Annotated in this window: 11 protein-coding genes; all 11 read left to right on the forward strand. The window is 35.6% G+C overall.

Annotated features, from left to right (window positions below):
* Positions 1 to 379 precede the first annotated feature (379 nt).
* The 11 genes from DFR79_RS13585 (at position 380) to arsB (ending at position 12,010) form a co-directional block, all read left to right on the forward strand.
* The gene (locus DFR79_RS13585) at positions 380 to 1,147 is read left to right on the forward strand and encodes a TatD family hydrolase (protein WP_133516019.1); all 768 of its coding nucleotides are present in this window, start codon (positions 380 to 382) and stop codon (positions 1,145 to 1,147) included.
* A gap of 45 nt (positions 1,148 to 1,192) precedes the next feature.
* Positions 1,193 to 2,089 carry a Gfo/Idh/MocA family protein gene (locus DFR79_RS13590; RefSeq protein WP_133516020.1) on the forward strand — a complete coding sequence of 299 codons (897 nt, stop codon included), beginning with the start codon at positions 1,193 to 1,195 and terminating at the stop codon, positions 2,087 to 2,089.
* A 121-nt stretch (positions 2,090 to 2,210) separates the two neighbouring features.
* Positions 2,211 to 3,113 carry a 16S rRNA (adenine(1518)-N(6)/adenine(1519)-N(6))-dimethyltransferase RsmA gene (gene rsmA, locus DFR79_RS13595; RefSeq protein WP_133516021.1) on the forward strand — a complete coding sequence of 301 codons (903 nt, stop codon included), beginning with the start codon at positions 2,211 to 2,213 and terminating at the stop codon, positions 3,111 to 3,113.
* On the forward strand, positions 3,114 to 3,410 hold the full coding sequence (locus tag DFR79_RS13600; RefSeq protein WP_347814038.1) for an NAD(P)H-dependent oxidoreductase subunit E: 297 nt from the start codon (positions 3,114 to 3,116) through the stop codon (positions 3,408 to 3,410).
* Positions 3,407 to 4,909, forward strand: a complete 1,503-nt coding sequence (locus DFR79_RS13605; RefSeq protein WP_133516023.1) for a 4Fe-4S dicluster domain-containing protein — start codon at positions 3,407 to 3,409, stop codon at positions 4,907 to 4,909. The genes DFR79_RS13600 and DFR79_RS13605 overlap by 4 nt, the downstream gene beginning before the upstream one ends.
* Before the next feature lie 123 nt (positions 4,910 to 5,032).
* A complete protein-coding gene (locus DFR79_RS13610) occupies positions 5,033 to 5,290 on the forward strand; it encodes a Veg family protein (protein ID WP_111572905.1) in 258 nt (85 codons plus the stop codon).
* A gap of 174 nt (positions 5,291 to 5,464) precedes the next feature.
* Positions 5,465 to 7,165 carry a Na/Pi cotransporter family protein gene (locus DFR79_RS13615; protein ID WP_133516024.1) on the forward strand — a complete coding sequence of 567 codons (1,701 nt, stop codon included), beginning with the start codon at positions 5,465 to 5,467 and terminating at the stop codon, positions 7,163 to 7,165.
* 442 nt (positions 7,166 to 7,607) lie between these two features.
* Positions 7,608 to 8,201: a GrpB family protein gene (locus DFR79_RS13620; RefSeq protein WP_133516025.1), complete on the forward strand. Its 594-nt coding sequence runs from the start codon at positions 7,608 to 7,610 to the stop codon at positions 8,199 to 8,201.
* A 57-nt stretch (positions 8,202 to 8,258) separates the two neighbouring features.
* On the forward strand, positions 8,259 to 8,948 hold the full coding sequence (locus tag DFR79_RS13625; RefSeq protein WP_166638060.1) for a response regulator: 690 nt from the start codon (positions 8,259 to 8,261) through the stop codon (positions 8,946 to 8,948).
* A complete protein-coding gene (gene pnpS / locus DFR79_RS13630) occupies positions 8,932 to 10,713 on the forward strand; it encodes a two-component system histidine kinase PnpS (RefSeq protein ID WP_133516027.1) in 1,782 nt (593 codons plus the stop codon). The genes DFR79_RS13625 and pnpS overlap by 17 nt, the downstream gene beginning before the upstream one ends.
* Before the next feature lie 217 nt (positions 10,714 to 10,930).
* Complete coding sequence (gene arsB / locus DFR79_RS13635) at positions 10,931 to 12,010, forward strand: ACR3 family arsenite efflux transporter (protein WP_133516028.1); 1,080 nt, start codon at positions 10,931 to 10,933, stop codon at positions 12,008 to 12,010.
* The last annotated feature ends 143 nt before the right edge of the window (positions 12,011 to 12,153 follow it).

The following is a 12,153-nucleotide window of genomic DNA, read 5'->3' on the forward strand; positions in this document are numbered from 1 at the left end:
CTGTATCTTATTTGAGCTGATTTTAGTGTAGAAAATACTGTTTAGAGTAATATTTTATCTTTTTTATTTTTTAAAAATCATTTGCGGAATCTCTGGCCGAGAAATCAGAAGAAAGCTATTTTTATATCATCTAACTCCAATTTAACACAAGTTTTTCCTGGTATTATTTTATTTTTCAAGTTCTAGTGATATAATACAAGTTGAAGTGGAGTTTATATTTTGTTTTTCTGTAATTTTAACTTGAATGACTTTAAAACTTTATAAGAGTTCTAGTTTTTGTTTAAAGTTATTTTGGAAGGAAAGTTAAAATTAAAGAAAAACAAGAATCAATAACTTAGAATATATCACTAGAATATAAAATCAACTAGGAGGAAAAATCTTGCGTTTAATTGATACCCATGCTCATCTTGACTTTGATAATTACAATCAGGATCGAGAAGAAGTTTTAAATAGAGCCCGCAAAATTGGAGTAGAAAAAATAGTTAATATTGGTGCAGACCTGGAAGGAAGCCGGAGAGCTGTTAAACTGGCTGAAAAATACGATGATGTGTATGCTGCAGTGGGGATTCATCCTCATGAGGCGGATACAGTTAATCAAAAAAGTCTGGCTGAAATTATAAAATTAGCCTCTTCTTCGCGGGTGAAGGCAATTGGTGAATGTGGACTTGATTTTTATTATGATAACTCTCCTCGTGAAATTCAGAAGGAAGCCTTTAAAAAACAGCTCAACTCAGCCTTAGAGCTCGAACTGCCGGTTGTTGTTCATTCGCGAGAGGCGGCAGCAGAAACTTTAGAAATTATAGATCAGACTGGTGACTTTGCAAAAAAATTGATCTTTCACTGTTATGCCTATGGTCCAGAGGAGATTGAGGAAATAATAAAGAGAGATTACTATGCAGCTTTTGGAGGGTTAATTACTTTTAAGAATGCACAGCCAGTCAGAGATGCCTTAAAAAAGATGCCTTTAAACAGAATCTTGCTGGAAACCGATGCTCCTTACCTGACACCGGCTCCTAATAGAGGTAAAAGAAATGAGCCAGCTTATTTAGAATATATTGTAAAAAAAGCAGCAGAAATTAAAGGGATTAGTGCTGAAAAAATGGGAGAAATCACAACTGAGAATGCCGATAGAATCTATAATTTTTAACTTTAGGTTATGTTTCAACAATAATCAATTTGGGAGGAAGCTAAAATGAAAATTGGAATTATTGGCCTGGGAGATATTGCTCAAAAAGCGTATTTACCTTTAATTACTCAGCTGGAGGAAGTTGAACCATATTTTTGTACCAGAACAGAAACTACTCTGCGGCGGCTGGGAAAAAAGTATCGAGTTGATAAACTTTTTACTTCTTTAGAAGAGCTTTTAAAAGAAGATTTAGATGCCGCCTTTGTTCACGCTGCTACCGAAGCTCATTATCCCCTGGTAAAAAAACTGCTCCAAAATAAAATCCCTACTTTTGTCGATAAACCAATTAGCTATCATTTAGAGCAGACGGAAGAGTTAATCAATCTGGCCCAAAATAATAATGTTGTTTTAATGACCGGTTTTAACCGCCGCTATGTTCCAACCTACCGTTCGCTCTTGGAAATTCAAAATCCCAGAACAATTATTATGGAAAAGAACAGGATCGATCAACCGGGAGAGACCCGCAGTTTTATTCTGGATGACTTTATTCATGTAATTGATACCATTTCTTATTTAATGGGAGAGGTTGATTTAGATCTAATTGAGGTCAATAAAATTAAACGAAATGATAAACTTATTCAGGTGAGTTTAACTCTCAAAAATGGAGAGAATACTGCGATTGGAATTATGAACCGTGATAATGCGATTACTGAAGAAATACTGGAAGTAATGGGCCTAAAAGTGAAGAAAAAAATCAAGAATATTACTCAGATAGTTGATTACACAGATGGTGGAGAAAAATTTTCTCAGACTGCAGGCTGGAATAAAATGGGATATGATCGTGGTTTTGTAGATATGATTGCTGAATTTTTAGAGCGGATCAAAAAAGGGGAAAATAATAAGCAGGAGCTGACAGCAGATTTATTAACCCACCGCCTGGCAGAAAAAGTTGTTAAAGCTTAAGGGGGAATTAATTACACTAAGCCTTAAGCTGCTGTTTTTAAGAGGCATATAATTTTGCCTGACTTAAGTTAATATGATAAAATTATAACAAATAATAAATTGAGGATGATTTAAAATTAATATGGAAAATAAAATTGCAACACCTTCGGAAACGAAAAAGATTCTCCGGGAACACAATTTAAACTTAAAAAAGAGTCTTGGCCAGAACTTTTTAGTTGATTCAAATATCATTGAAATTATTACTGCAGCAGCAGAGATACAGGGGGATGAATTTTTAATAGAGATTGGGCCCGGTATTGGTTCTTTAACTCAGTTATTATTAGAAGATCTGGACAGCGGTAAACTACTGGCAGTAGAAAAAGATGCTGCTATGGTTGCTGTTTTAGAGGATATTTTTGCTGGAGAAGAAAGGCTTTGTCTGCTCAACCAGGACGCGCTTAAAATCAACTGGGAAGAAGTGGCGGCTGAATACAATCCTGAGAATAGGAAGATAAAACTGATCGCAAATCTTCCTTATTATGTCACAACACCAATAATTATGGGAGTTTTAGAGAGTAATATTGAGCTGGAACAGATGGTTTTTATGGTCCAGAAGGAAGTTGGCGAAAGAATTTGTGCTGGCCCGGAAACCAAAAAATTTGGTTCTTTAAGTGTGGCGGTTCAGTATCATATGCAGCCGGAAATTGTCCACCAGGTACCAGCTTCAGTTTTTATTCCTCAACCTGATGTTGATTCAGTAATTGTAAGTTTAACCCCCTATCAAGAAAATATTTATCAGGAAAAGGTAATAAGTAAAAAGTTTTTCTTTCAAATTGTAAAATCTATTTTTCAGCAGCGCCGCAAAACCCTGCGCAACAGTCTCAGCAAATCTGCGGTAATTAATCTTGACCGGGATCTTGTGACCCAGGCTCTGGAGGATGAGGGGATTGGACTTAAAAAAAGAGGAGAAAAGCTTTCAATTTCTGAGATGATCTCCATCAGCAATAGAATTTATAAGATGAGAAATAATGCAGAAACTAATTAAATAGAAGCTTATAAATATAAGTTATGGTTCAATGAATTTTTGAGAGGAGGCAGAAAAATGGTTAAAGTAAAGATTTGTGCAGGCAGTCACTGCTCCCTTGTAGGAGCTTTAAATATTTTAGAGACTTTAGAAGAACTGCAGGAAGAATATCCCGATCAGATTCAGATTGAAAAAGTTGAATGTCTGGATAAGTGTGAGGATATCAAAAAAGCTCCAGTTGTTAAAGTTGATGATGAACTTATTACTTCAGCTCAGAATCAGATTGTAATCAGCAAAGTAATGGAGAGGATAAAATGAGCAAACTAAAGGGTATTTATACTGATATAGTAAAAATCCGACGGATGGTCTTTGCTGAGCTGGCCGGTCTTGCTCTTAAAGATGCAGAGTGTGAAGAATTTGATAAAATTCCTTATCGGATTATTGACACTGAAGAAGCTACATATCGCTCAAGTATTTTTAAGGAAAGAGCAATAGTTGCTGCCCGAGTTCGAATGGGATTGGGTATGGATTATGAAACAAACCAGGAGCACAAACTGCTTTCAGAAGGAATTAGAGATTTTCTTAATAATGATAATCAGTTAACAGAACCGCTGGTCAATGTGATTCGTTTTGCCTGTGAGAAATGCCCGACTAATGCTCATTTTGTCACCAATAACTGCCGTAAATGTCTGGCTCATCCCTGCAGTATTGTCTGCCCGGTTGATGCGGTTAGTATTGAAGAACATGCGGCTGTAATTGATCAGGAAAAGTGTATTAACTGTGGTAAATGTAAGGAAGCCTGTCCCTATGAGGCTATTGTTAATTATGAGCGCCCCTGTGCAGCTGCCTGTGGAGTTGATGCTATAGAAAGTGATGATTATAATCGAGCCAGAATTAATCAGAATAAATGTGTTAGCTGCGGTCAGTGTATTATTGCCTGTCCATTTGGAGCTATTGCAGATAAGTCTATGATTTATCAACTTTTAAAATCAATTAATCGGGGAGAAGATGTGCGGGCAATTATTGCTCCTTCTTTTGTGGGGCAGTTTGGTCCCTTAGTTTCGGCAGAAAAAATTGTAGCAGCCCTAAAAAAATTAGGAATGAAAGAAGTTAGAGAGGTTAGTTTAGGGGCAGACTTTGCTTCTCTACATGAGGCTGAGCTTTTTGCTGAAGATGTTCCGGAGCAGCAGTCTTATATCGGTACCTCCTGCTGTCCGTCCTGGACATATATTGCTGATAAGCATGTACCTGAAACTAGAGAAAATATTTCAGACTCAAGCTCCCCCATGATTTTTGCAGCGCAGTCTGTAAAAGAAAATAATCAGGACAGCAAAGTTGTATTTATCGGTCCCTGTGTTTCTAAAAAACTGGAAGCTTTAAGTGAAAAGGTAAAAGATGAGGTAGATTTTGTAATAACTTTTGAGGAACTGGCAGCAATATTTGTCGCTGCAGATATTGAGCTGACTAAAGTTGAGGCAGAAGAAGAAATTAGTGATGCCTCATATTACGGCCGTGCTTATGCCAATGCTGGTGGAGTAGCGGAAGCAATCAGACAGAATTTAAAAGAAAAATATGAGATTGACCCTCCAATTACTAAAGCAGATGGGCTTGCAGACTGTAAGAAAACCTTAACTAAGGCGAAAGCTGGTGTGCTTGAGGGTCATTTGATTGAAGGCATGGCCTGTGAGGGCGGCTGTGTTGGGGGTCCTGGGACCTTACTGGCAACAAACCGCGGTGCTAAAAATGTAAGCAAGTTTGCTGAACAATCTCCATATAAATTTGCTTTTGAAAATGATAAGCTAAATGACAGGGATTAATAATCTTTTTTGGTGGATAAAATTATTGTTTTAACTTAGTTATTTTGTCACCCAGATTTTTGCTAAAGCAGATATCTTATGATATAATTATTTTTGAATTGTTTTTAAAATGAGGTGAATCTGATGGAAGAAAATGTTCTAGATAAAATCAAAGAGGAAGTAAAATCTTTTGTCGGCCATCGAGTCAGTGTTAAAGCTAATCGAGGTAGACGAAAAGCAGTGGAAAAAGAAGGCGTTTTAGAAAAAACGCATGAAAATGTCTTTATAGTGAGAATTAAGGACCACAATCAAATTAGGCGGCTATCTTATTCTTATTCGGATCTATTAACTGATAATGTCGTTGTGAAGTCTAAAGATGATGAGGTTAAGATAGGAGTTTGATTTTAGATAGAGCAAATAAATTTAATAGAGCAGCCCGGGGTGGCTGCTTTTTTTTGTCATTTTTTCTCTAAAATAGCTGGAAAGGATTTATCCTGTCTTGACGGTAGATCTTAATTATGAATACCATAATCACAGTATATTTTAAAAATATGAAATATAAAAGGGGAGATAGGTTTGGGAATTGACATGGCTATAGGCTTACTCGGTGGTCTGGGCCTTTTTATTTATGGAATGAAACAGATGAGTGAGGGTCTGCAGAAAACTGCCGGTAAAAGATTGCGTCATTTTTTAGCTGCCATGACTTCAAAACCAATTATGGGTGTTGGAGTAGGAACAGCTATAACTGCTATTATTCAGAGTAGTAGTGCTACTACAGTTATGGTCGTAGGTTTTGTTAACGCAGGTTTAATGACTCTGTTCCAATCGATTGGTGTTATTATGGGTGCCAATATTGGAACGACAGTAACAGCCCAGTTAATTGCGTTTAAACTCGGGGACTATGCATTCCATGCAATAGCAATTGGTGCTTTTACATATTTATTTTCTAAAAGCAAAAAATTTCAATATATAGGACAGGTTTTTCTTGGGTTTGGTCTTTTATTTCTGGGACTGGAAACTATGGGAGATACTATGGCCCCCCTGGAAAGCTCACCAGTTTTTATTGACTGGATGGAAAGTTTTGCTCAATATCCAATTCTAGGTATTTTAACAGGTATTGTTGTTACAGTTGCTGTTCAGAGTAGTTCAGCTTCATTTGGTATTTTATTAGGTCTTGTTACAGCAGGAGCGATTCATTACGAAGCTGCCATCCCAATTCTTTTAGGTAGTAACATTGGTACCACTGTTACTGCAATTTTATCAGCTATCGGAGCAAATTTGACTGCCAAAAGAGCTGCAGCAGCACATTTTTTGTTTAATGTTTTAGGAGCCGGAATAATGATTGCTTTTCTCTATCTAGTTCCTGACTTTGGAGGTCTACTCCAAAATTTACTTATTGATGTTAGCGCATTTTTTGGTCAGATTAATCCCTCAGAAGAAAGGCTGCTGGCTAATACTCATACCTTTTTTAATGTTTTAAATACTTTACTCTGGCTTCCATTTACAGGTTTTATGGTTTATTTAGTAAAAAAGATGCTGCCGGGAGAAGATTTAACTTTAAAAAGGGGAACTACCTTTATTGATGATAGAATGTTGAGTACTCCTTATGTTGCAATTGACCAGGTTAAAAAAGAAATACTGGCAATGGGTAAAATTTCTAAAGATATGGTTTGTGATTCTGTAGATGGATTTTTGAATAAAGATGGTGAAGTTATCAAAAAAATTAGGCATCATGAGGATATTGTGAATGAGATGGAAGAAGAATTACTTCATTTTATTCAAAAAATACCGCAGGGTCAATTAAATGATGTTGATATCAGAACTCTGGATAAGTATTTTGCAGTTGTTGATGATATTGAAAGTATCGCTGATGATGCTGATGATATTACAGAGTTGATTGAAAATCGCCTGGAGAACAAACTTAAGTTTTCTTCTGATGCTCAATCTACAATTCAGGAAGTATATTCTATTATCTGTGAGGTTTTAGATAAAACTTTAGAATTGATTGAAACCGATAATTTAGAAATTGCTGCAGAAATTTTGGCAGCAGAAGAAAAATTAGATCAAATGCAGATTCAATTTAGACAGGAAAGTATCAGCAGAATTAAAGGTTCGGAAAAAGGTAGTTGTGATCCTAATTCTGGTATAATACTCCTTGAACTTCTTGATGATCTGGAACATATTAGTGATCAAATGGCTGATATTGCCCATAGCATAATAGAAATATATGAAGATGAAAGTACTGGTCAAGAGGTAAAAGAGGTAAATGTAGTGTAAGTTTACAATAAATTAACATTTAAATAGCTTTATTTGGGTAGAGCCTCCTTTTTATAGGAGGCTCTTTTTGCTATAATGGAGAAAAGGGATTATTTAAATTGACCATAGTCTCCATTAACGCCTCTTATTGAGATTTTATTGTGGTTGTTTCTAACTCCCTGCGGTCAAACATCGAAACAACTAATAACAATAAAATCTAATCGAGGCTATTTCGACTAAAGTATCAATTTAAATAATCCCTTTTCTCTGAAAAATACTTGTAATTTAAGTTTGAATCTTAGCTTAGCAAATTACCTTAATGATAGTTTAATAAAATCTAATCAAAGCTATTCCGTCTGAAGTGCAAAATCAGATAAACCTTTTCTCGGGAGATACTTGGAGTGCTGATTTATATGTTTATTTAATTAATTGTTCTAATGATAGTTACATTAAGGAGGTTAGAATGGCTAAATCACTTTCTAAGATGTCGCTGGAAGAATTGTGGCAGCTTTTTCCAATAGTTTTAAAGGAACATAATTCCGAATATAAAAATTGGTATTTAGAAGAAAAAGAAAAGTTAGAAGCTCTTTTGCCTGAAAGTTTCATTGAAAGGATTAATCATATAGGTAGTACTGCAGTTCCAGGACTGCTGGCCAAACCAACAGTTGATATTTTGCTGGAAATCAACAGAAAGTCTGAACTTTCAGAAGTAGAAAGTAAACTTAAAAATGCTGGTTGGACTTTGATGCATAGAAATCAGGAAAATGAAGAACTAGATTTAGTTTTTAACAAAGGATATACCCAGGCAGGATTTGCAGATAAAGTTTTTCACCTTCATTTACGCTACTTTGGTGACTGGGATGAATTATATTTTCGGGATTATCTAATTGCACATCCGGAAATAGCTAAAAAGTATGGAGAGCTAAAAAAAGAGTTAGCAAAAGAGTTTAAACATAATCGTGATGGTTATACTGAAGCTAAAACCGAATTTATTAGTAAGTGGACTGCAGAAGCCAGAAAAGAATTTGGACAAAAATATTTATCGAAGAAGAAATAAAAATTTCGTGTCATTTTAAATAATAAGTGGAAAATAAGAAATCCGGGAGGATTTATAATGGAAAAAATTCTTGTAGTTGAAGACGAGAAAAATATTAGAGAATTAATTAAATTCAATCTGGAAAATTCAGGTTATCAAGTTGAAACTGCTGCTGATGGAAAAGAGGCGATGGATAAACTTTCCGGAGAAATTGATCTGGTAGTTTTAGATTTGATGCTGCCAGAAATTGATGGGATGGAAGTCTGCCGTCGAATGAGGGGCAGTGAAGAGCTGCGTCAGATTCCGATTATCATGCTAACTGCTAAGGGAGAGGAAGTAGAGAGAATTTTGGGCCTGGAAATGGGAGCTGATGATTATATGACTAAACCATTTAGTCCTAGAGAATTAGTTGCCCGGATTAAAGCGATTTTTAGACGTCTTAAAGAATTTAAGGCAGGTAGTGAACAACTCAAAGATGAGATAATTGAAGCAGGTAAACTGAAATTAGATATTTCCCGGCATGAAGTCATTTATGGAGAAGAAAAAGTAGTTTTAACCCCCAAAGAATTTGAACTGCTCCGTTATCTGGTGATTAATCAGGGTAGAGTTTTAAGCCGTGATTTACTTTTAGAAAAAATTTGGGGCTATGAATATGCAGGAGATACGCGAACAGTTGATGTTCATATAAGAAGACTCCGCAAAAAGATTAAAGCTGATTATATAGCCACAGTCAGAGGGGTGGGGTATAAATTTGTTAAAATGGAGTAAGCTAGGTATAAAAAACCGTCTAATTATAATCTTTATTGTTATTCAACTCTTAATTATTGGCTTAAGTTTTTATTATTTTAGCTCAAATCATCGTGAATTTTATCTAGAACAGGAAAAAATTAGTTTAAAGCATTATTCTCAATTGATGCTTAATAATCTGGAAGCAGAAGAAATACTAAATTCGAGCCAGAGTCTTCAGTCTAAGGCAGCTGAATGGTCTGCTGATTCAGAAACAAGAATTACTATTATCGCTGCTGATGGTCAGGTGCTGGCAGATTCACATTATGACATTACCGAAATGGATAACCACCGCAATCGCCCTGAAGTTGTGCAGGCAATTCGCAGTGGCAGTTCAGCTACTGCAATTCGCTATAGTAATACAATAGGCGAAGAAATGCTTTATTATGCTGTTCCAGTCAGAGAACAGGGAGAACTTATTGGAATTTTAAGAACTGCTCGTCCAATTGAGTTTATCAGAGGTGTTTTAATTGAGGATATTAAGAGTTATTTATTTTTCTTTGTTATTCTGGCAGCAATCACAATCCTTCTGGGCTGGCGTTTAACCAACAGTATAGTTAAACCCCTGGAGACTGTTACCGAAACTGCCGAAAAAATTTCAGAAGGGGATTTAACCCAGCGGATACCTGTTAGAAAATATAATAGTGAAATTGAAAAACTGGCCCGGATGTTTAACTACATGGCAGAAGAGCTGGAAGAAAAGATTACAGAGATTTCTCAGGAAAAAAATAGAATTGAAGCAATTCTGGAAAGTATGGTAGATGGTGTAATTGCTGTTGATAAAGAAGGGAAAATTTCTCTGATTAATCCTGCAGCGCGTAGAATTTTTAATATTGAAGCCGAAAAAATAAAAGGAAAGGAAATTATTAGTTCCCTTTTCAGCCACAGAATAGATATGTACTTACAGCGGGCTTTTGATAAAAAGGAAAGTATCAGCAGGGAAATTAAATATAAAAATCCGGAACAGAAGATTATCCAGGCCACATTTATTCCTCTGCTTGACGAAAAAGAAAATGTTAATGGTGGGGTAATTGTTTTAACTGATATTACAGAATTGAGAAAATTGGAGACAGTTCGTAACGATTTTGTAGCCAATGTTTCGCATGAACTGAGAACACCACTTACTTCGATGGTTGGTTATCTTGACACACTTCTGGAAAGTGATATTGAGAATCAGGAGACTAGAGATAGATTTTTAAAGATAATTAAAGAAGAGACTGATCGGCTTTCAATTTTGATCAAAGACCTTTTTAATTTATCAAAGATTGAATCTCAGACTTTTGATTTAAAGGCGGAAAATTTTAAAGAAGTATTAACCAAAGTGGTGAACTTGCTGGAGAAAAATGCTGAAGACAAAAATATTGATTTTACAGTTCAGATACCTGAAAATTTACCGCCTGTGTATATGGTCCCGGAACAGATTAAACAGGTATTAATAAATCTAATTGATAATGCAATTAAATATACTCCAGCCGGAGGAAAGATTGATATTAAAGTGGAAAAAGAAGGAGATAAGGTTTATTTTTCTGTTAAAGATAATGGTATCGGAATTCCCAAGGCTGATCAGGAGCGTATCTTCGAAAGATTTTATAGAGTTGATAAAGCCCGCAGTCGAGTTCTTGGTGGAACTGGCATTGGTCTTTCCATTGTTCGTAATATTATTAAACAGCACGGTAGTGAGATTCAGGTTAAAAGTAGAAAAGGTGAAGGTAGTGAATTTTACTTTTATTTAAAAGCTGCTGAATAAAGTAAATATATATTGGTACCCGGTACAAAACGGCCGTTTTGTACCGGGTACAGGTGAAAAAAGTACAATCTAAGTTTATATCTCCACTAAGTCAATAAACTTATTATTGAATAAAGTTAGCTAATTGATCTTCAGGCTTGACAAAAAATTTTTTTACATTTATAATATGAGTGAAATCGAATATACACATATAAAAATAAAACAGGAGGCTTTTATTATGACTAAAAAAGAAAAAAATATTAAAGAAATAGAAGACAAAGGTTTAGGTGTTTTCGAAAAATACCTAACAGTCTGGGTTGCGGTCTGTATAATTGCAGGTGTTGCAATTGGACGCCTCTGGCCTGCATTTCCTGATACTTTAAGCCAGTGGGAATATGCTCAGGTTTCAATACCTGTGGCAATTTTAATCTGGTTTATGATTTATCCAATGATGGTACAGATTGACTTCAGCAGTATTTTAGAGGCCGGTAAAAAGCCTAAAGGTCTAACAGTCACTCTGGTATCTAACTGGTTGATTAAGCCTTTCAGCATGTATTTCTTTGGCTGGTTATTTATTCGCGTCTTTTTTCAAAACTTTATTCCAGCAGATTTAGGTGCCCAGTATGTGGCAGGAATGATTTTACTGGGCTCAGCTCCCTGTACGGCAATGGTATTTGTCTGGAGTTATTTAACAGATGGTGATCCTGCTTATACCTTAATTCAGGTGGCAGTTAATGATCTGGTATTAGTTTTTGCTTATGCACCTCTGGTAATGTTCTTGCTGGGCTTGAGTGATATGACAGTCCCCTGGAATACAATTTTATTATCTGTTATTTTATATATTGTAGTACCACTTCTGGCCGGTTATATTTCCCGAAAATACTTAATTAAAAATAAGGGGCTTGAGTGGTTTGAAAATGTATTTTTATCAAAACTAAGTAATTTTACGGTAATTGGGCTATTAATGACTTTAATAATTTTATTCTCCTTCCAGGGAGATGTAATTATCAATAATCCTCTCCACATATTATTAATTGCAATTCCTTTAACCATCCAGACCTTCTTTATTTTCACTATTGCTTACGGCTGGGCTAAGTTGTGGAAAATTGATCATTCAGTAGCCGCACCGGCTGGAATGATCGGAGCCAGCAACTTTTTTGAACTGGCAGTTGCCGCTGCAATCTCTATTTTTGGAATCGGTTCTGGAGCAGCACTGGCTACAGTAGTTGGAGTACTGGTTGAGGTTCCCGTAATGCTGGCACTAGTTAAAATCGCTAATAAAACTCGCCACTATTTTCCGCAAGCAGAAAGCAACTAGAAACAATAAATAAGTACTAATTCACACCTGCTTTCACTAATGTGAGCAGGTGTTTTTTTGTGCTGAATATATAAAAATTATTTTCTGTTAATAAAAATAAACATTGATATAACAAGTCTAATATAACTTTTGATCTCTAATCT

It is taken from the genome of Halanaerobium saccharolyticum (assembly GCF_004362045.1).
In the GTDB taxonomy this organism is placed as follows: Bacteria; Bacillota; Halanaerobiia; order Halanaerobiales; family Halanaerobiaceae; genus Halanaerobium; species Halanaerobium saccharolyticum_C.

Coding starts and splice junctions, on each gene's coding strand:
- DFR79_RS13590 (WP_133516020.1), top strand. CDS start 1,193: ATGAAAATTGGAATTATTGGCCTGGGAGATATTGCTCAAAAAGCGTAT.
- rsmA (WP_133516021.1), top strand. CDS start 2,211: ATGGAAAATAAAATTGCAACACCTTCGGAAACGAAAAAGATTCTCCGG.
- DFR79_RS13605 (WP_133516023.1), top strand. CDS start 3,407: ATGAGCAAACTAAAGGGTATTTATACTGATATAGTAAAAATCCGACGG.
- DFR79_RS13610 (WP_111572905.1), top strand. CDS start 5,033: ATGGAAGAAAATGTTCTAGATAAAATCAAAGAGGAAGTAAAATCTTTT.
- DFR79_RS13620 (WP_133516025.1), top strand. CDS start 7,608: ATGGCTAAATCACTTTCTAAGATGTCGCTGGAAGAATTGTGGCAGCTT.
- DFR79_RS13625 (WP_166638060.1), top strand. CDS start 8,259: ATGGAAAAAATTCTTGTAGTTGAAGACGAGAAAAATATTAGAGAATTA.
- arsB (WP_133516028.1), top strand. CDS start 10,931: ATGACTAAAAAAGAAAAAAATATTAAAGAAATAGAAGACAAAGGTTTA.